This window comes from Nocardioides sp. 503, assembly GCF_004522095.1.
GTDB lineage: Bacteria > Actinomycetota > Actinomycetes > Propionibacteriales > Nocardioidaceae > Nocardioides.
In genome coordinates, this window is record NZ_SPUI01000003.1 from 480,268 (window position 1) to 499,419 (window position 19,152).

Here is a 19,152-nt window from a genome sequence, read left to right on the forward strand (position 1 = left end):
CTCTGGTCGCGGGGTCGCCTTCGCAGTGGCGAAGGTACGTGCTGAGGCCAAATTGTCTCCGTGACCGGCGAGTAGGCCAAACCCTGGCCGGTCACGGTCGCGCGACAGATGTGCGAGTCCCGACGGACGGGCGCGGGTGTCCTGTCGGTGTGGCCACCTAGTCTGTGACCTTTCGGCCCCAGGAGGTTCCATGCGACGGGTCTACGTGGTCGCCCACCCAGAGTCACAGCACCACCTCGACGACCTGGTGGGTGGCTGGTACGACAGCGAGCTGACCGACAAGGGACACCACGAAGCCACGCTGATCGCACGTCGCCTACGTGAGCTGATCCCGGAGGGCGAGTCGGTGGCGGTGCACTCGTCCGACCTCAAGCGCACCGTGCAGACCGCAGCACACATCGCGCCCCTCTTCGGGGTGGGCCCACAAGCCCACAGGTCGCTCCGGGAGAAGTCCTACGGGGTGGCCGAGGGCAGACCGCAGGCGTGGCTCGACGAACGGTTCGTCCCGCCCCCGTCCGAGGGGGACCGCATGGGTCACCACGAAGGCGTCGAGGGGGCCGAGACCAGACGTGCCTTCGCGGAGCGCATCTACGCCGCCATGTCGTCCATCGAGTCCGACCCGGCGAGCCACCAGGTGGTGGTCACTCACGGGTTCGCCGTCACGTTCCTCATCGCGGCCTGGATCCGCATGCCCCTGGAAGCCACCGGCTACGTCAACTTCCGCTCGACCAGCGGCGGGTTGACGCTCCTGGGTGAAGACGACTTCTTCCACAACCGAGCCGTTCTGAGCGTCAGCGAGACGGCGCACCTCTCCCGCTGAGAGGACCGGGACGTGGGGACCACCACCGGCCCCGGAAGGTGAGCGGTCCGGTCACGTCGTCCCCGTCGTCCACGAGCAGCCGCAGGGGGACCGCTTCACCGCGCGGAACGGCCGGGTTCGGCCACTCCGGTCCGGTCCTGACAAGATGTAGCCCGCCATCGTGGTTCTCGACGTGAGAGTGCACCTGGCCCGCCCCAGTAGCTCAGTGGATAGAGCAGCCGCCTCCTAAGCGAAAGGTCGCAGGTTCGACTCCTGCCTGGGGCACCACACTTGCCGATTCGACTGTAGCCAAGTCTGTAGCCAAGTACGTCTAGGACGCCCTCCGGCGCCTGCTGCGCCGCTGCTCGCGGAGACGCTGCAACCGGTGCACGAGGGCCGGATAGGCGGCAAGCCCGGCAGGTTGGTCGATGAGGTGGTCGACGACCTGCCAGAACCGTGGCTCGGTGTAGCCGAGCTCGACTCGGGCACTAGTCACGCGCACGGCCTCACGTGGTCCGTAGGTCTGCGCGGCCAACTGCAGTGTCATGTGCTCGCGGACTGTGAGTCCGGCCCCCATCGTCGTCACGGGGCAGAGGTTAGGACTGCCCGGCCCCTACCACCGGTCCGGCCCCTCGCCAGTAGAAGTCAGGAGAGGGGCCGAACAGGTCTGCTGAGGTAGCAGCCAAACCGCTGCTGCAACTTCACTGGAGGCAGTAGGAGATGCTGCTGGATTTCAGGTTATTCCGGGAGTACATCCTCCGGTTCGCCCGTCGCAACAACGTCCTCTGCGTAGGGCACGACGTAGCCGTCCTGCTTGGGCGTACCGATCACGAGACCTTGCGGGTGCGCCACTGCCCAAAGGCGCTCCCCATCCGGCACCTGCGACTCGCCCTCGGAGAATTTTATGTGCTTTGAGCCAGCCTGCGCCTCGTTCAAGAAGAGCGTCAGGTTCAGGTCTTCAGGAAGACGCGGAAGCAAGAACTCAGGATCGACTGCAACCTCAACCCAGATCACGTCTCCTAGAGCAACCTCGCCGGCCCCTTTGCTCACGCTGTCAACTCGCACCGCGAGGGCCGACAAGTGAGCGGCGAAGGGATCTTCACTCGATTCTCCTTCGATGCGGCCAGGGACCGCCTGCACCAAGGATCCGGAGATCGCTACCGACGACCGCTCGGCCACCTCCTCATAGCTGAGCGCCTGGTAGTCGAACTGCGTCGTGGTCGCGAACATCTCGATGAGCTCGGATGGTGACGTCTCGGCGACGGGCGCAACCTGAGATGCGCCGTCGGTCCCGACAGCGGTCTCGCTGCCGCAGCCGGCTGTCAGAAGGGCGAGCGTCAGGCCCAACCCAGCGCCTAGAATTTGAGTCTTGGTTCTCGAATCCAACATGCTGGCTCCCGCAGATAGATGATCAGATGAGTCTTCGACGTGGCACGGTAACTTTTGGTTCCGAGCCCGAGCGCGCTTGAGTGGCATCAGAAAAGGTCGTTGATGTAGCCCTTATGCACGCCGCCGTACTGCACGTGTCCCGTCGACACAGGTCCACGGACCAGGCAGTCCCCATAGGGCGGGTCATGGTGGGTCTGGCCGACCGAATGCCCAACTTCGTGGCAGGCAGTCTTGTTGAGGTTGAGCAAGAACGGCCCCGCCTCGGCAGCAATTACTTCTGGCCACAGGGTGACGATGGCCTTGCCGCAGATCCCGGACGACGGGTTATAGGTCACGCAACGCCAAGCACCACGTTCATCACCTGCCTGCCCCCCGTCACCGGCTCGGAATTGAACGTCGGTGGCGGTCCCGCATTCGGCTTGCTGCGTGCCATAGAACTCGGTCTGGGCTTCGAGATTGTCCATGGCGTAGCGCTGGGCCGCACGCACGTTCGGGTTGTCGTCCGTCGTGGTGCCGAAGCACCAGACATGGTTCTTATTGTCTGGTGATACTCCTGAGGGATGTGCAGACGCGGCAGTGGGATGGAGCGCCACCACCAACATCAGGACTGCCAGTGCCGCGAGAGAATGGAATCGCTTCGACCAAGACATTCGACCACCTACATCTCTGTGACGGTCATGCCGCCAGTGCTGGGGGTTGAGATTGGAAGGCGACCATAAGTCAAGAGGGCGTCTTAGGCACCAGGTATTGGACACAGTCAGGCGCGGTCTAGACCACTAGTGGATCAGTCTGCAACCGATGACCCACTTCTACCGCCGGCTTCGCATCGACCAACCGATGAGGATGCCGCCAGCGGCCGCGGCGACGTGGGTGAGCACCAAGAACGGATCCACTATGGAGCAGAGACGGGAGGGATGAAGGCCTCCACCACGCCCCGGTTGCTCCGGTACTTGCGGCTTCCGGTCTTGGTCACGAGTTCGAGCTTTACGAGGTCGTTGAGATCGCGTGCGGGCACGCGTTCGCCGCACTTGCCGTAGAGCTTCGCGAGGCGGGTGGTGAGTTCGGTGGCAGCCTCCGGCGACACCGCTTCATCGTGCGGCATGGCCAACGCCAGGTGCCGCTGACGAGTGCGCGCCGGCGTGCTCGGCTGGTCGCGAAACTTCTCGTAGACGTAGCTCTCCCAGTGGATCGTGAGGCTCTCTGCTCGGAGGACCTTCACTGCGTCGCGCAACTCGTCGAGGAAGCCCTGCACGGAGTAGCCGACGAAGTGAAGGACGTCGCGCTGCGCAGCGTCCAATGCGACGTAGTAGGCATCGCGCGTCTTGTTGTAGTGGTCCGACAGGAAGTTGGTGGCCACGAGCGGGATGACACCCGACTCGGACAGGATCTGCACCTCGACCAGGCGAGCAAGTCGCCCGTTGCCGTTGCCGAAGGGGTGCACCCAGGCGATGTAGAGGTGCGCCAGGATGGCGCTCAGCACAGCGTTGACGAAGCGGTCCTCGCGGCGAGAGTCCGTGGTAACGGTGTCTCGAAGTTCGTCGAGCCACTTGACGAGCTGCTGGGTGAGGTCGGGCACCTCCGTCCAGTGGGGCGCCTTGTAGCGCCCGGCTGCAACGTCGTGCTCTCGGAAGCGGCCAGGAACCACCTCGGGGCCCTGCGGGGTGTCGCGAAGGACTTGCTCATTCAGCCGGCAGAGGCGAGCCACGTCGATGGGAAGGCGAGCTCCCTCGTGAAGGGCGGCGTCAATCTCGGAGATGGCAGCGAGGATGTTCCTGACTTCCGTCTCGAGGTAGGTCCGGGACTCGGAGACGTTGGCGGTGCCCTTGTCGACAATGGCCTGGACCTCAGAGTCGGAGAGCGTATTGCCTTCGATCGCGGTCGTAGCTTGGACGCCGCGGGCCAGCGACACCGACATCATGGTCTGCGCCGCCGCGGGCTTGAGGGGGACGCCTGCGAGGTGCTGGCACTTGCTCATCGCTTCGCCGATCGCGATCCACGTGCCGGCGCCGATGCGGTCGGTCTCGATGTTGAAGTTGATGAAGGGGTGGGAAGTCGCGCTCATGCGCCATAGTTACGCATCGTGACTGCGTTCACAAGTGGAAACGCCTTATTGACCCCCTAGTTTGTCCATTTGTTCATCCTCGGCGTAATCCGCTGGCTTGACGGGCAGCATGACGTGCAGAACCGCCCCCACTCCGGGCCGGAGCCTGGGTGGGGGCGGTGTTCCCGTCGGTAGCGGGTCAGTGGGTGCAGCGGTGATGCAGGACGTGACCGAGGACCGGGCCGAGGGCGTAAGCCACCGCGAGGGTGGCCAGCCGGCGGCGCACGGCTACTGCTTCGGTGCGGCCGCGAGGAATGGCAGGAAGCGCCGCAGCCAGGCCTCCACGCCGGGGATCGCCATGATGCGGGTCACCGCGGCCGCGACGCCGAGCACGACGCCCAGCCACGGCAGCTGCGCGACGGTGAGGCCGGTCGCGCCCACGATGAGCGGCGCCAGGACGCAGAGCCCGATGAACGCCTGGAAGACGGTCCGCGCCGTCGACCGCCACGGGCGGCGGACCTGGGTGGGCGAGACCACGACCGCGGTGCGGGTGGAGCCGTCGCGGGCGTTGGCCGTGACGGGGACGACCTCGGCGGCCGGCTGCGGGACGTCGACGCTCGGGCTTCTGTAGTTCATCGGATCTCCTTCGGTGGGTTGGGCGGGCTACGCACGGCCGAGGAACTGGATGACGCCGCGCAGGGGTCGGTGGTCGTACTCGTCCGGCATGGGCACCTCGCGGTCGGGGACGACGCGGCCCCAGCCGACCCACTCGACGCCCCAGCCGTAGAGGAAGGCGCCCACGATCAGGCGGCCGCCGCGGTGGTCGCCGATCGTGCGGACGCCGCGCGCGAAGATCGACTCGCCGTTGAGCCAGCTGCCGAGCCGGCGGCGCTGCGCGGGCCGCTTCTGGTCGAGGTTGAAGTCGCCGATGACGAGCGAGAACGCGCGCGCGACCAGCCGCGGCGCCCCGGTGCGCGCTGCAGCCCTCGCCCGCCGCCCGAGGCGGGTGAGGCCGGTGCGCGCCGACTGGACCTTCAGGTCGGCGCTGCTGCGCAGTCCGTCGCCCCACTCGATGCCCGAGTTGCTGTGGGTGATGAAGACCTTGAACCGGCGCTGCGACGCGACGTGGCGGAAGCGGAAGCGGCCGGCGAAGACGTTCTGCCAGTCGGGCAGCCCGGGTACGTCGGTGAACCGGACCACGACCGCGGCGAGGGTGCGCGACGGGAGGTCGAGGCGGATCGTGTCGAGCCGGTGGACGGCGAGGAACTCCCCCGCCTTGACCGCCGCCCAGCCGTCGGGCAGCTCGGCGCGCACCTCCGCGAGCACGCCCTGGTCCTGCGACTCGGTCGTGCCGATGAGCACGACGTCGGGGAACTCGCGGATGAGGCGTGCGAGGTAGCGCCCGGTCGTCTCGCCGGCCGCGGACCAGTGGCCGGCGGCGAACAGGAACGGCAGTCGGTACTTGCGCCACCCGCGGGGGATCTTCATCGAGGCGGGAGGTCCTTGAGCGACTGCTCGAGGATCCGGTCGGCGCGACGGAGGTCGGTGATCTCGCGGTGCACGGCGGTGCGGGCGTCGGGGGTGGCGTCGAGCAGCGCGACGGCCTGGTCGATCTTGGCCTGCGCCTCGGCGAGCCGGTTGCGCGCGCGGGTGACGCGGGTCCGGGTCGGCTTGGGCGGCGGCGTCGCGAAGGTGGCGCGGTAGTCCTTCATGGTGAACACCCGCTCGGGCTTCGGTCGGTAGGCGCCCTGGACGTCGGGGCCGTCGCCCTTGAGGCCATTGCGGCCGCGGAAGAAGGAGCCGATCTGGCGCAGCGCGGCTGCGGCGATCCGTCGCGCGTTGGACCGCGACTCGAAGACCAGCACGTAGTGCCCGTGGGCGCCCCAGAGGCCGGGCACGTAACCGCGCGGCCAGCCGATGAACCCGACGTCCTTGAGCGCCCGGTCCTTGCGCGAGATGTCCCAGGGCGCGACGTCGATCGCGCGGCCCTCGATGTGGGTGCCGCCGGACGCCGCGGCGCCGCCGATGCCCTGGATGATCGTGAGCTGGTAGCCGAGGATCGCCTCGGCGACCTTGGTGGCCGCGATCGTGGCGTTGTCCAGGAGCTTGCCGTGGTACGTGCTCAGGGCGTAGGGGTCGGGCACGGTCGTTCGTCGAAGGACGCGGTCGAGGATGCGGGGCATGGAGATCTCCTTCGGGGATGGCTGATCACCGCCCGTGGTGAGTCGGGCGGTGCGGAGGCGGAGGGTCAGGGGGTGAGGGGCGGCGGGATCGCGATGCCCGTGGCGCGCATGGTGTCTTCGAGCTGCGCGACGCGCTCCTCGAGCCGCGCGGAGCGCTCGGCGAGCTCGCCAGCATTCCTCGCCGCGATCCCGGCACGGCGCTCGGCGTCCTTGGCGCGCTGCTCGGCCTCTTCAGCGCGGCGCTCGGCCCGCATCCGGGCTCGCTTCTCGTCGTTGAGGTCGATCACGAGACCGTCGACACGTCCCTGCAGGGCGTCCAGGGACTCCTTGAGCACGGACAGGTTGACGCTCTTGTCGCCCTGGTCGACCTTGCGGCTCTCCAGGGCGTTGGTGGCGGCCTGTGAGCGGCGGTTTGCGCGGTTGGTGCCGTACCAGATCAGGAGCCCAACGACGCTGGAGACGATCGCGGACTGGACGGCGGGGTTCACCGGGTGCGCTCCGCGAGGTCTTCGAACGCGACCTTGGGGATGCGCAGGCAGGTGAGGAGGATCGCCGAGTAGAGCACCCACGCCACGGCGCTGCCGACGGCGCGCAGGGGGGCGTCGTAGAAGAGCCAGCCGCAGACGTAGCCGGTGGCCCAGAGCCCGGACCAGATCGCCGCGGCGCGGTAGCCCCACTGGTCGAGGTTGTCAGAGAGGTAGCCGGCGACGATCGCGAAGGTGCCCACGACGACGAAGATGAGGCCGTAGGGCCAGGCGGCGCCGCGGGTGAGGGTGAGCGCGAACTCGAGGTAGCCGCGGGTCAGGGCGGGCAGGGTGGTCCCGAGGTAGTTGAGGCCGCCGACGATGATGAACGCCCAGCCGAACAGCCAGAGGACTAGGCCGCGGACGGTGGGAGGCCAGGGCCGCCGGTGGCGAGCTCTGGGATGGCTCTGGGCATCGGACACGGGGGCTCCTCGCGGGTCGGGCCTCGGGCGTGACGACGCCGTGGCGTGGGTGGTGCTACGGAGGGCCCGGTGCTCTCGCGTCCAGGCGGGCCCTCCGTGTCCGTGGGGGTGGTGCTTCCGTGCGGGGCCGCCGCCGGCGGGCTAGGGTCCCCGGTCATGCGCGAGTGGGGTACCGAGGAGTGGTCGACCGTCGCCGAGATCGTCGCGGCGGTCGGCACGGTCGCGGCGGCCGTGGTAGCTGCGTTCACTGCCTGGCAGGCTCGTCGAGCCGCCGAGGCAAGCCAGGAAGCCGCATCGACGGCGCGCCGGGCGCTGGCCCTGCACTTCCAGCCTCTGGGTGGCTACTCGCTTGGCGACACCTCTCACGGTGGCGTTCCGTGGCTCCTATGGGACTTCCACGTTCCGGCACCCGACCGCGTCTTGGTTCGGTGGCAGACATCTGACGGACGATTGCGCGAGCGCTACGGCACCCGAGGAGCACTGTTCGAGCTCGAGGGGGTCACCCTCGCTCAGGGCACCGAAGGCGACGCCACGTCGCAAGGGTGGCTCGTGCTCGATGAGCTCGAGTTGCGGGTGCACCTCGGCGGCGCCTGGTGGTCACTGGTCGTTCCGGTACGTGAGATCGCGACCAGCGATGGCGTGCTGGTGCGGGGTGTGCCCGACGGCCACATGGCGCCGTTCGAGTTGGTGGGCTGACGCGCTTTCCCTAGATGGCCTTGAAGGCGGCCACCACGACATCACGCCACAGGTCGTAGCCTGCCGCGTTCGGGTGCGTGACGTCGGCCTTGAGGTCGGCCGCCCAGTCTCCGTAGTCGAGGAACGCCTTGTAGGTGTCGATCGCGTCGACCTGGTTGATTCGGGCGTAGGCGAGGGTGTCCGTGCGGCGGCGGGCGTGCTCGGCGGCCCAGTTTGTGACGGCGGGCGTCTCGGGGTTCTGGGTCAGCAACACCGGGGGTGCAAGGGGCAGCCGCGCCTTGACAGCCGCCAGCCAGCCGGTCAGGAGGTTCGACCACAGGACGCCCTGAGCCAGGCCCTCGTTGTGGGAGCTGGAGAGGATCGTGACGGCCTGGCCGTAGTCCGGGGTCATCTTGGGCAGCCGCACGCTGTCGTTGAGGTAGGCGATGTTCGCCCCCGAGCGCGATCCATTGACGATAGTGCAGATCGGGGCCCCGACGACGATGGCGCTGCTGATGTTGTACGGGGGCCAGAGGTCGGGTAGAGCGGGGACGATGTTGGGGCCGTCCTCGCCGTCGCGGATGCGGATCTCGTAGACCTTCAGCCCAGCGTTCCCAATACCGGCCGCGACGCCGCCGACCTCGTAGCCCACGTTCGGGTTGAAGAGCGTCACAGTGCCCGCCGAGGTCTGGGTAGTCCCGACCTGGGTCCAGGTGACGCCGTCGTCGCTGGTGTAGCACTTCAGTACCTTGTTGCCCGAGCCGTCGTTCGGGGTGAAGACCCAGCGGAGCCACTTGGTGGAGCCGTCAGTGAGACCGAGGACGGCGCCCGGGCTCACGGTGGCGAGGGCGGTGCCATCGACGGAGTAGACGAAGGTCATGAGTCCTGCGGTGTTGACCAGGACGTACCAGCCTCGTGTGCCGCCGGCGCCGGAGCGGCCGGCCATGATGGTCTGCGCCCCGGGAGTCCAGTCCGCCATGCTGACCTTGATCTGGACGTCGATCGTGCCTGCGAGGTGTGGGGAGACCAGGGGGTCGAGTCGCCTGGTGGTAGTTCCGGTGGAGCAGTCGAGGTAGCGGACCCCGGCGGTCCCGGTCTGCATGACGGTCGTCGGGCCGTAGCGCTGGTTGGCGTCGTCCCACAGGCGGTAGTGGAAGGTCCACGCGGGGAACATCACCATGAGCAGCTGGGCGAACCGGTAGACCCACTTGATCGAGGCGTCTGCTGCGGTGGAGTCGGACAGCACCTGAATGGCAGTCGATCGGGTGGCCGCAGTGAGGGAGGCCTTCAGCGACTCGAATGCGCGCACGGGCGCCGCGAACCGCGCCCGTCCCGCCTCCCCGAACGCCTGGCCGACCTCGCTCTCAGGGTCGGGGATGTCGGTCGCCACGGTGGTCCGCACGAAGACCTCGGAGTCCACGAGCTTGGCCGCCGCCTCGACGGCCGCCGCCTGCGCGAGCGCAACCGCCTCGGACCAGGAGTCCGGCAGCGAGATCGTCGCGCCGCCCTGCGTGGTCGCGGGGATGAGCTTGTCCGCGTCGATCGGGGAGCCGTCGCCCTCGGGGATCGAGAACGGTCCCAGGGTGGCCGTCGAGACCGGCCGTGAGACGCCCTCGGCGTAGAACTCCAGCCCGATGATGTAGTAGTGGGACTGCTTGCCTTCGGTGACGTCGACGATGGCGCCGTTGAGGAGCCAGCCGGCCTGGTCGGTGACGGGCAGGGGGAACTCCAGCTCGAGCCCGGCCTCGTTCTCGTAGGTCTTCTCCACCGAGCGCACGGCGGTGCCGGTGGCGGCCCAGACGAGGTCACGCGAGGACTTCACGGTGGCCTTCACGCCGAGGGCGTCGCCGGCCTCCATCGTGGTGCCGGGTCCGAGGGTGACGAGGCGGGTGGTGATGCCTGCGGGGAACGGCATGGGGTCTCCTTCGGGAGGGTGCGGCGGGTGGGGAGGGTCAGACGGCGCGGATGATGAACCAGAGAGCGCGCCACGGCGGAAGCCCCTCGGATGGGCTCCCGGTGATGCCGGCGCCCGAGGAGGTAACGCCGCCGGACATCGCATGGGTGCCGGTCGTGACCCTGTTCGCCGTTCCGGTGTTCGGGCCCTCGTCGGAGTTCACGTTGTGTGCGGCGACCGCGAAATTGTCCGTGTGCGTGTGGTTCGGGGTGCCGTGCGTGTGCGTCACGGCGCCGCCGGTGGTGCCCAGCGCCTTGGTGCCCGCGCCGATCGGGAAGCGGTCAGTAAGGTCCGGCAGGGTCGTGCCCCCGAGGTGGGCCTCGAGGCGGGGGTAGGTCTCGCCGTCGAACTCGGTGCCGTCCAAGGCGAGCCAGCCCGGTGAGATGTCGGCCTTGGCGCCGTAGAACATCTCGACGTGCCCCACTGGCTGCATCAGCTGGCCGAACGTGAGGCCGTCGGCGCCGCCGCTCGGCGAGGGCACGAACGTCGGGGTCGCCACGCCGCCGTCGACGCTGAAGCCGAGCGTCATCAGCCACTTGTCGGTCGTGATGGCGTGCTTGACCGAGGTGACCCGGTCGGCCTCGTCGAGCTCGGCGGTGTCGTTGACGACGTTGACCAGGTCGTAGAGGTCGCGGCGGGCGTGAGTCGCGACTGCGGCGGCCGTGGGGAACGGGATCGTCACCTCGTTGACGCGGACCTGCGGCACGGCGTTGGCTGCCAGGATCGCGGACGCGAGGGCCTCGATCGCGGTCTCGTCCTCGATGGCCGCCTGGATCTTGAAGTCGGCGGAGTGGGTGCCCCACTCGTCGGCCGACGCCTGATCGACGTAGGGCCCGTAGGTGATCTCCTCGGTCTCCCCTGTCGACGCGTTGCGGCGCAGGAAGATCACCTTCACCGAGTTGATGCACCGGTCGGTGTCGTAGTCGATCGCTACGTCGGCGTTGTAGACGCTCTCGTCGAGCACCGCGACCGGGGTGGCGGAGATCTCGTCGCGATCCCAGACCTGCAGCACGCCGCGGCGGTCGATCCAGGCGTAGCCGAGGTTTGAGTCGCGGGTGAGAACGACCTGGTCCATCGCGGTGGCCTGGTCGTTGACGGCCACCACCTCGACGTCGTCGGGGTCCACCTGGTTGCCTGAGCCATTCACGTTCCACGGGACGCCGCAGCCCTCGAGCACGTAGGGCAGGTCCGCGATGTCGGCAACTCCCTCGTGGCGGGGCCGGCCGAGGGTGGGCATGTCGTCTGTGGCGGTCAGGGTGATGCGCGCGCGCTTCGTGGCCTCGCGTTGCGTGAGCGAGTAGCTGACCTTGCCGTTGCTGACCTTGCCTGTAAAGATCGGCTCCCACGTGCCAGCGCCCGTAAGAGCGCGGAGACGGATCCGGCGACCGGGGCGGATGAGGGTGCTCTGCGAGGGGTCGAGTGTCGAGTCGGCGATCGTCGCGGTGAGGACGCCGAGGTTGAGCTCTGAGCGCTCCACGCCGATCTGCAGGGTGGGGCCGAGGACGTCGACGTAGGGCACTGGGGCGATGTACGGCAGGATGCCGGACCCGAGTGCCGCCGAGGTGTTGGCGACAGCCACGGTGGCCTCGGTGAACTGCAGCCACGACCCAGCCGGCGCCGGCATGAAGCCGGACCCGACCGGAGCGGTGGCCAGCAGGGCGACACCGAGGGCGACGTAGTGCGTGCCGGCCGGCGCGACGATGGGCGCGGGGGTGCCCTGGCGCGCGGCCTGCGGGAGCAGCTTGTCGACGATCTTGACCAGGCCGGCGGGAAAGCCGCCGATAACCCCGTCGAGCGTCCCGGTGACGTCGAGGAACGCGATGAACGCCACCAGGCGGCCGCCGCTGGTGTCCGCGGGTAGGTCGGAGGCCCCGGCCCGGAACGACGCGGCGACGTACTGGCCCGGGGTCATCGGGTGGGGCTCGGTGTAGACGCCGTTGATGGAGGGCGAGCCGAGGGTGTGACGGAGCCACGGTTGACCGCCGACGTCGACGCCGGCCAGGACGTCGTCGAAGGGAGTGATCCAGCCCCAAGCGCCGAGCTCGCCCGTCGGGTTGGGGACGCGGTTGACCAGGCCGGTCGGGTTGGTCTCGACCTCGAGCTTCAGAACGTCGGTGGTCTTGAAGGTCTGCCGGCTCATCCGTTGCTCCTCGTGACGACGATGTTCTTGGTCCGCGCGCCCTTGTCCAGAGCCAGGTCGATGTCAGCGATGAGTTCCTTACCCCGGCTGAGGCGGTCGATCTCCTGCGCGCTGAGCGTCAGGCGAAGGGAGCCGAGGGCGGCGGCGCCCTGGGCGCCACCGGCCGAGGTGGCGGCCATGGCCTCGAGCTTCGGGACGCCGAAGCCCTCCTGCAGCGAGGCGGCCAGCGTCACACCGGCGCGGCGGGCGTAGGTGTCGTCCAGGCCGATTGCCAGGCCGCGCACGCTCTGGTCGCCGATGTCCTTGAAGACCCGGGACGGGGAGCGGATCCCGAGCGCCTTCTTGATCGCCTTGACCATCTGGTTCGCCAGCCGGGTTGCGACGCGGTCGAGGCCTGCCGCCTGCGACTCCAGGCCCCTGACGAGCCCGGCCGCGGCCTGGATCCCGGCGCCGTAGAAGTGAGTCGCCATCTCGTCGCCGAGCCGGCCGCCCGCCTGCGCGATCTGGGTCGTCAGCTGGTTGACCTGACCGATGACCGTTGACCCGCCGGAGATGAGCGCCTCCGCCGTGGCGAGGCCGGCCTCGGGCCCCTTGTCGATGAGGTCCTGCAGCGACGTGTCGTTGAGGCCGGCGTCGCGGAGTTGCTGGATCAGGAGGGCATAGCGGTCGGCCGCCACAGCGCGCTGCTGTAGCTGGTCGAGGAGGTTGCCGACCGCGACGGTGCCGTCCTCGCTCTGGCCGAGGTTCGTGATGTCCCCGTAGTCGGCGAACGCCTGCTGGATGCTCGCGTTGTACTGGGTCGACGCCTCCGCGAGGTCCTTGTACTTCTGGCGGGCCTCTTCGAGGTTCTTCACGCCGAGCCTGGTCATCTGGACCCAGAGCCGGGACCCTCGCACGAGCGTCCCGAGATAGTTGCCGCTCTGCAGGCGGTCCTGCGCCCGGCCGTTGGCGGTCAGCGCCGCGCGCTCGTCGCGGACGCTCTTGAGGCGCTGGCGAGCCGCCTTCTGCTGCGCCTTCGTGCGCTTCTTCAGGACCTTGTCGATGTAGTCGTCCACCCGGCCGAACGAACTCTCGACGCCCTCGGAGCCGTTCACCACGCCGGCCAGGAGCTCCCGGACGATGTTCCGGCCGCCCCGTCGCGCGGCGTCCTCCCGGCGGGCCAGTCCGTCGACCAGGCCCGCGCCGAGCATCTCCCCGGTGTAGCGCGTCTCCTTCGAAGGCGACCGCACCTTGCCCTCGGCCCGGCCAGCGTTGATGGCCGCGCGCACGGCCGCGCGCGCCTGGGCGGCCAGCACCGTGGCGGTACCCGAGAAGCCCGCCTGAATCCCAGCCTTCATGGCGGCGCCGACGGCCACGGAGCCGCTGCGCCCGTCCGCGACGGCGGCGAACGCACCAGCGCGCACGGACTGCTGCCACGGCGCGAGGTTGGCCTTCGTCCCGCGCAGGGGTCGCTCGATGCCCTCGCGGACACGCTTCGCGCCTGCGCCGCCGACCTTCTGGGCGCCCTGGACGGCGTCGTCGACACCGCGCTTTACCCCGGGGAGCGTGACCTTGACCTTGTCGGTCTCCCGCAGAGAGCTGCGGACGCGCTCGCTGCCCTTGACCGTCGCCGCCACGCCCTCGAGGCGGGCCACAGTCCGGATCTGCTTCGGCGTGAGCCGGTACTGCTTGCCGAGCCGCTCCACCTGGGTGCGGGACAGGTTGACGCCGGGCGCCGAGACCACGGCCTTGATGGAGCGGAAGTTCTGCAGGCCCTTGTACTGGCCGATGAGCCGCACCGCGTCCCGGGCGGTCTGCGGCAGCCCCTCCGCCTCGAACCGCGTGCGCACCTCCTTCGGGAAGGTCTTGTACTGCGCGACCGTGATCCCCAGCTCGCCGGCGAGGGTCTTCAGCTGGGCTGCATGCTCGGCGACGGCGCCGGTGTTCTCGCTGATCCGCTTGCCGAAGTTCTCCTCGACGTCGACGAGCGCCTGCAGGCTCGCCTTCGCCTCGTCCAGCCCCTCCTTGTTGGCCACGCGGGCCGGGCCGGTCGAGTTGTCGTATGCCTCCTGGTAGGTGGCCACCAGCCGCTCGTAGTCGGTGATCTGCGCCGACAGGGCGTCGTTGACGATCTTCTGCGCGCCGGCCTGGCCCAGGGTCGCGGACACGATGGTGTCCATGGAGACGCCGAGGTCGCGCAGCGTCTGGACGTCCTTCTCGGTCTTGCCGTCCTTGCCGGTGAACGACGCCTCGATGGCCGCGCGAGGGACCTTCCCGTAGGCGTTGACCACCCCGAGGAGCGCCTCGCGCAGCGAGTCCGCGTCGGCCTCGGCGTCCTTGAAGCCCTCGGCCTTCATCAGCTCGCGGCGCGCCCGCGCGGCTTCCTCGCTGGTCTGCTGGAAGGCACCCACGAGGGCGGTCAGGCCGCCACCGACGCCGGCCCCGACGAGGGCGCCGACGGGGCCATACATCGCGCCGATCCCGGCGCCGCCGGCCGCCCCCTTCATGACGCCGCCGAAGGTCAGCCCCTTGTCGGACGCCTCGGTCAGCCCGGAGGTGAGCGCCATGAGACCGCCGATGCCGGCGGCGTTCTTGGCGACGCCGCCCACCTTGGTGAGCGCGCCCTGCATCAGCGCCGCTCTGGAGGTGCTGTTGCGCATCTCGAGGCCGAGCACCTGCGCGTAGATCGCTCCGTTGCGCATCGAGGTCGTGGCAGCGGTGATGGCCGGGCTGAGCTTGTAGAAGGCCAGCGCGGCGATGCCTGCCTGGACGCCGATGTCCTTCACCGGGCCGGGGAGGTCGTCGACGAAGCCGACGACGCCGGCCGTGATGTCGGCCAGGGTGCTGATGGCGGGGATCAGCCGGTCCTCGAACATCGAGGACGCCTCGTCCCCTGAGGGGATCAGCCCGTCGAGCGCGTCCGTGACGGCGTCGACGGCCGGCGCCACGGCCGACCCGAGCTCCTTCGCCCCATCGATGCCGGCCTCGATGGCCGGGACCAGGTTGTCGGAGAGCCCATCGGCGACGTCGCCCACGACGGGCGCGAGCTCCTGGCCGATCCGCAGCCGCGCGGTCTCCATGGCCCCCGACAGCCGCTCGGTGGCACCGGCGGTGCCCTTCATGCGGGCTGCGGCCATCTCCTGAGCGGCGTTCTGGTCGTTCGTCGCCTGGATGTACTTCCGGATCCCGCCGGCGCCCTCCTTCGCCAGCACGATCGCCGCGCGAGAGGCGTCCGAGCCGAAGGCTGCGTTCAGGGCCCGCGTGCGCTCGGCGTCGGAGAGGCCCTTCATGCCGCGTTGCAGCTGGCCGGCGATGTCCGTGAGGCTGCGGAAGTTGCCCTGCGCGTCGAGCGCGTTGACGCCCAGGGCCTCCATGGCCGCGGCGGCCTTGTCGTTGTCCGGCACCAGCCGAGCGAGCATCGTCTTCAGCGAGGTGCCTGCGTCGGACCCCTTGACCCCGGCCGCGTCGAACGCGGACAGAGCCGCCACGGTCTCCTGCAGCGACAGCCCAGCGTTGGTGGCGCCGGGCCCGACCTGCTGGAGCCCCTGGGCGAGCGACTCGATCGACGCGGAGGAGGCGTTGGCGCCGCCGGCCATGGCCGCCGCGACGGACGCCATGTCCTCGCCCTGGAGGTTGAATGTGTTGAGCGCGTTCGAGGCGACGGTGGCCGCGGTCGCGAGGTCGGTGCCGCCCGCCTCGGCGAGGGTCAGCGTCCCAGCAAGGGCGCCGGCCTGGATGGTCGCCGGCGACAGCCCGGACTTGGCCAGCTCGAGCATCGCGTCGGCGGCCTCGTTGGCCGAGAACGAGGTGTCGGCGCCGAGCTTGATGGCCAGGTCGTTGAGCGCTCGCAGCTCCGAGGCCGGCGCCTTGGTGGCCGCCGCGATGAGGTTCATCCGCTGGCTAAACTGCGCCTCGGTGGCGATCGACGCCTTGCCGAGCCCGACCGTGCCGGCGATCAGCCCCGTGATCCCGAGAGCGGCGCCGCCACGCACGAGGCTGCGGCCCAAGCTGGAAAAGGCGCGCGAGGTCTGGGCGACCTCTGCACGAGCCTGCTTGCCGTTCGCGAGGATCGAGATGCGGATGGGTCCGGCCACCGAGTCACCTCCTCGTGTCGTGGGTCATCGGCGCCGGTGGGCGCGGTGGATCGCGTCGGCCATGGCGTTGCGCTCAAGGCGGGTCAGGCGGTGCCAGGCGCGGTCGTCCTGGCGGGTGACGAAGCACCAGAGGCCGATCTCCTCGGCTTCCTCGATGGCGTAGTGCCGGCGCAGCTCTGCGGGGTCGCCGAGGAACTGGTCGTCTTCAGCGGGGGGAGTGGTATCGGACCCGGCGTCGCTCAGGTCGAGCCAGGGCACGAGGAGGTCGCGGGGCGTCGCCATGGCGGCCGCGTGGGCGGCCCGGTCGTCAGGCGCGGATCGTCGTTCCACAACGAAACTGGGCGGCTCTCAGGAGCGCGTAGCCTCGCGTGGCGTGCAGCGGGGCACCGAACTGCTCGCGCAGGGCCCGCTCCTCAGCGCCGGTGAGGCTCTCGTGGAGTTCCTGCAGGGTCTGGCGCTCCATCACTCGGCCGCAGCGGCGTCGCTGTCGCCGGCGGCCGGCTCAGGGGTCTCGTCGGTCTTCGGGTCTGCCGGGTCGGAGAGGTCGGGGTACTCGTTGAAGATCTGCCGGACCGTCATGCCCATGACCTCGCGCCGGGCGGCACTGGCCTCGACCTTGCCGCGCAGCCGGGAGACGAAGACGAGGGCGCGCAGCTGGAGGCCGAAGCCGAGGCTGTCGATGTCGCGCCCGAAGGTCTGCTCGATCGCGAGCTCCTCGTACCCGTCGAGGGTGCGCAGGAACTCCATGTAGGGCAGGTCGGCCACCGTGGGCTTGGCCTGCTCCGGGGGTGCGGTGGTGTCGGTCATGGGTGCCTCGTTCCTGGTGATGGTGCCGCGGGCTAGTTCAGGCCGCGGCGCCGGATCTGGATGTTGATCTCCGCCTCGAGCCGGCGGAGCGCGAAGGGGCGCACCGCGTTGTCGGCGCGCTGCATGAACATGGAGGGCTCGATGTTGTGCTTGGCCCAGCCGTAGTTGATGGGACCCGCGTAGGGCAGGGCCGCGCGGCCGGCGGTGACGACAGCCTTCGACCGAGCGCGGTTGCCTCGGACGTCGCCGGCCAGCCGCCCGGAACGCTTGGGAGCGAACCGGGCGGCCGTGCGAGCGCCCATGTCGGCGATCGAGGAGAAGGCCCCCTTGAGGTCTTCGACCTCGACACCGATTTCCAGGAGCCCGCGCACGACCTGGTTCAGGCCGTCGACGCGGAATCCCAGGGTGCGAGCCATGGTCAGGCGACGACCTTGGTCGGCTTCGCCGAGAACGTCCACTCGAAGTCGAAGGTGAACTTCGCCGTGGGGGACGCGTTCGCCTCGCCGCCGACCAGGTCGCCGTCGGGCTCGACGATGGTCACGTTGCCCGTGAAGTGCGGCTGCGTCGCCGATGCGGTGGAGCCGCCGGCGGGCTTGATCAGAACGGGGATCGTGGTCCCCGCGCTGGTCCAGATCTTGTCCCAGACGCTGTCCACGGCCATGTCCTGCGTGGCCGTGCCGGCGAGCTTGTACTCCCGCGCGCCGCCGGCCGCCGCGTCGGCGAACGACGTGAAGTCCGAGTCGGCGGCGCCGGAGGTGATGCGGCAGTTGGAGACCTGCGCGGTGACCTCGTCACCGTCGAGGCTGAGGGTGAGGAGGCGGGTGCCAAGAGCTGCCATGGCGGGTGTTCCTTTCGGGTGGTGGTGCCGGAGGAGCCCGGCGCTACTTGGCGGTGACCTCGCGGTCGCCGAGGCGGAAGGTGCCGGGCACGTCGAGCGCGTAGCTCTTGCCGGCGGTGACGGTGGAGCCGTCGGGGCGGGTCACGGTCGTGCCGCGCTCCACGTCGACGATCTCGCCCACCGTGAAGTTCTTTCGGCGGTCGGTGCTGGCGGTGGTGGCCTCGGCCATGGGGGTTCCTCCTGGTGGGTGGGGTGGTCAGAGCCCGAGGTTGAGCTCGATGGCGACGTTGATCGGCGCCGCGATGTGGTTGCCCTGGCCGGCGAGGGTGATCTGGCCGGGCCGGTCGACGCCCTCGACGAAGAAGCCGTGCGGGTCGTCGGGGTTCTCGCGCAGCGCGGCGAGGACCTGCAGCACACCGGCGTCGGCGTCCTCGGCGGTCTTCTCGTTCACGCCAGGGCGGGCGACGTAGCCGACCTGGAAGCGGGCGATGACGCAGCCGAAGTTGGCGTCCTCGTAGTCGAGGTAGGGGTCGTTGGGGCCGACGTAGGCGAAGGGCGGAGTCGCAGGGTTGGGGGCGACCGTGAAGGCGTGGAGGTCGGCGGCCTTGAGCAGGTCGCGGAGCTTCTCCCGGGCCTCGGTCAGCGGGTTGGTCTGCGGGGTGCTGCTCACCAGGTCAGCCGATCGCCGGGACGAGCCAGAGGCTCAGGATCGGGTAGGCGACGCCCAGCGGGTCGCTGGAGAGCCGAAGGGGTGTCGCAGCGCCGCCCTCGTCGAACTGCTGCCACAGCACGCCGTTGGGGGCCTTGCGGCGGTTGAACATGTCCACGGCCACGGCGAGGTGTGCCTGGTCGAAGACCTCGTCGGGCAGGTCGTCGTCGGCGTCCTCGGTCAGCTTGAGCAGCTGCACCAGGCTGACCTTGATGACCTCGGCGAGCAGCTGGTCGTCGTCCGCGACCGTACCGACCTCTTCGCGGAGGCGCGCGATCTCGATGCCGGTGAAAGGCATGGGTCCTCCGTTCGCCGCTGTGGAGTTGAAGGGGTGGTGCACCGCCCGCCCCGCCACGAGGCGGCAACGGGGCGGGCGGTGGTCGGTCAGCCCTGCGAGCGGCGAGAGCCGCGCTTGGGCGTGGTCGGCTGGTCCACGGGCTCCACGGGCTCCACGGGCTCCACGGGCTCCACGGGCTCGGCGACCGGTGCCGTCACCACGACCACCGCGGTGGCGTTGGTGTAGCGCTTGGCGTCCTCCTCGTCGAGGAGCAGCACGTGCTTGGTGCCGTTGATCTCGACCTCGTACTCCTTCATCGTT

Annotated in this window: 21 protein-coding genes and 1 tRNA gene; 3 read left to right on the plus strand and 19 right to left on the minus strand. The window is 69.5% G+C overall.

The annotated features are described in order from the left end of the window. The first annotated feature begins 190 nt into the window (after positions 1-190). Together E4622_RS09650 and E4622_RS09655 are read left to right on the plus strand one after the other, a co-directional pair. Positions 191-820, plus strand: a complete 630-nt coding sequence (locus E4622_RS09650; protein ID WP_134739983.1) for a histidine phosphatase family protein — start codon at positions 191-193, stop codon at positions 818-820. Positions 821-1,011: 191 nt separating this feature from the next. Further along, a tRNA-Arg gene (locus tag E4622_RS09655) sits at positions 1,012-1,087 on the plus strand. A gap of 450 nt (positions 1,088-1,537) precedes the next feature. Here the strand turns inward: E4622_RS09655 and E4622_RS09665 are convergent. The 8 genes from E4622_RS09665 to E4622_RS09700 form a co-directional block, all read right to left on the minus strand. Beyond that, on the minus strand, positions 1,538-2,146 hold the full coding sequence (locus E4622_RS09665; RefSeq protein WP_134739984.1) for a hypothetical protein: 609 nt from the start codon (positions 2,144-2,146) through the stop codon (positions 1,538-1,540). A 128-nt stretch (positions 2,147-2,274) separates the two neighbouring features. After that, positions 2,275-2,838 (minus strand): hypothetical protein, encoded by a 564-nt coding sequence (locus tag E4622_RS09670; RefSeq protein ID WP_134739985.1) that lies wholly within the window; start codon positions 2,836-2,838, stop codon positions 2,275-2,277. 242 nt (positions 2,839-3,080) lie between these two features. Continuing rightward, on the minus strand, positions 3,081-4,250 hold the full coding sequence (locus tag E4622_RS09675) for a Fic family protein (protein ID WP_134739986.1): 1,170 nt from the start codon (positions 4,248-4,250) through the stop codon (positions 3,081-3,083). A 267-nt stretch (positions 4,251-4,517) separates the two neighbouring features. Further along, positions 4,518-4,865 (minus strand): hypothetical protein, encoded by a 348-nt coding sequence (locus E4622_RS09680; RefSeq protein ID WP_209021860.1) that lies wholly within the window; start codon positions 4,863-4,865, stop codon positions 4,518-4,520. Between the two features lie 27 nt (positions 4,866-4,892). Beyond that, the gene (locus E4622_RS09685) at positions 4,893-5,717 is read right to left on the minus strand and encodes a hypothetical protein (protein WP_134739987.1); all 825 of its coding nucleotides are present in this window, start codon (positions 5,715-5,717) and stop codon (positions 4,893-4,895) included. Then, positions 5,714-6,412 carry a hypothetical protein gene (locus E4622_RS09690; RefSeq protein ID WP_134739988.1) on the minus strand — a complete coding sequence of 233 codons (699 nt, stop codon included), beginning with the start codon at positions 6,410-6,412 and terminating at the stop codon, positions 5,714-5,716. The genes E4622_RS09685 and E4622_RS09690 overlap by 4 nt, the downstream gene beginning before the upstream one ends. Before the next feature lie 65 nt (positions 6,413-6,477). Further along, positions 6,478-6,900 carry a hypothetical protein gene (locus E4622_RS09695; protein ID WP_134739989.1) on the minus strand — a complete coding sequence of 141 codons (423 nt, stop codon included), beginning with the start codon at positions 6,898-6,900 and terminating at the stop codon, positions 6,478-6,480. Continuing rightward, entirely contained in the window at positions 6,897-7,358 is a 462-nt protein-coding gene (locus E4622_RS09700) for a hypothetical protein (protein WP_134739990.1), read from the minus strand. Before E4622_RS09700 ends, E4622_RS09695 begins: the two co-directional genes overlap by 4 nt. Before the next feature lie 156 nt (positions 7,359-7,514). On the opposite strand from E4622_RS09700, the gene E4622_RS09705 reads away from it, so the two are divergent. Beyond that, entirely contained in the window at positions 7,515-8,054 is a 540-nt protein-coding gene (locus tag E4622_RS09705) for a hypothetical protein (protein WP_134739991.1), read from the plus strand. 10 nt (positions 8,055-8,064) lie between these two features. Here the strand turns inward: E4622_RS09705 and E4622_RS09710 are convergent, their stop codons facing one another. The 11 genes from E4622_RS09710 to E4622_RS09760 form a co-directional block, all read right to left on the minus strand. Further along, entirely contained in the window at positions 8,065-9,948 is a 1,884-nt protein-coding gene (locus E4622_RS09710) for an SGNH/GDSL hydrolase family protein (protein ID WP_134739992.1), read from the minus strand. 37 nt (positions 9,949-9,985) lie between these two features. Further along, positions 9,986-12,127 (minus strand): tail fiber protein, encoded by a 2,142-nt coding sequence (locus E4622_RS09715; RefSeq protein ID WP_134739993.1) that lies wholly within the window; start codon positions 12,125-12,127, stop codon positions 9,986-9,988. Continuing rightward, positions 12,124-16,200, minus strand: a complete 4,077-nt coding sequence (locus E4622_RS09720; protein ID WP_134739994.1) for a phage tail tape measure protein — start codon at positions 16,198-16,200, stop codon at positions 12,124-12,126. The genes E4622_RS09715 and E4622_RS09720 overlap by 4 nt, the downstream gene beginning before the upstream one ends. A gap of 24 nt (positions 16,201-16,224) precedes the next feature. Further along, complete coding sequence (locus tag E4622_RS09725) at positions 16,225-16,482, minus strand: hypothetical protein (protein ID WP_134739995.1); 258 nt, start codon at positions 16,480-16,482, stop codon at positions 16,225-16,227. A gap of 180 nt (positions 16,483-16,662) precedes the next feature. Next, complete coding sequence (locus E4622_RS09730) at positions 16,663-17,007, minus strand: hypothetical protein (protein WP_134739996.1); 345 nt, start codon at positions 17,005-17,007, stop codon at positions 16,663-16,665. Between the two features lie 32 nt (positions 17,008-17,039). Next, the gene (locus tag E4622_RS09735) at positions 17,040-17,423 is read right to left on the minus strand and encodes a hypothetical protein (protein ID WP_134739997.1); all 384 of its coding nucleotides are present in this window, start codon (positions 17,421-17,423) and stop codon (positions 17,040-17,042) included. Positions 17,424-17,425: 2 nt separating this feature from the next. Continuing rightward, on the minus strand, positions 17,426-17,845 hold the full coding sequence (locus tag E4622_RS09740) for a hypothetical protein (protein WP_134739998.1): 420 nt from the start codon (positions 17,843-17,845) through the stop codon (positions 17,426-17,428). A gap of 43 nt (positions 17,846-17,888) precedes the next feature. Beyond that, a complete protein-coding gene (locus tag E4622_RS09745; protein WP_134739999.1) occupies positions 17,889-18,074 on the minus strand; it encodes a hypothetical protein in 186 nt (61 codons plus the stop codon). Positions 18,075-18,101: 27 nt separating this feature from the next. Beyond that, positions 18,102-18,515 (minus strand): hypothetical protein, encoded by a 414-nt coding sequence (locus tag E4622_RS09750; RefSeq protein WP_134740000.1) that lies wholly within the window; start codon positions 18,513-18,515, stop codon positions 18,102-18,104. 4 nt (positions 18,516-18,519) lie between these two features. Continuing rightward, positions 18,520-18,852: a hypothetical protein gene (locus tag E4622_RS09755; protein ID WP_134740001.1), complete on the minus strand. Its 333-nt coding sequence runs from the start codon at positions 18,850-18,852 to the stop codon at positions 18,520-18,522. Between the two features lie 86 nt (positions 18,853-18,938). After that, positions 18,939-19,148, minus strand: a complete 210-nt coding sequence (locus E4622_RS09760) for a hypothetical protein (RefSeq protein ID WP_134740002.1) — start codon at positions 19,146-19,148, stop codon at positions 18,939-18,941. Positions 19,149-19,152 lie beyond the last annotated feature (4 nt).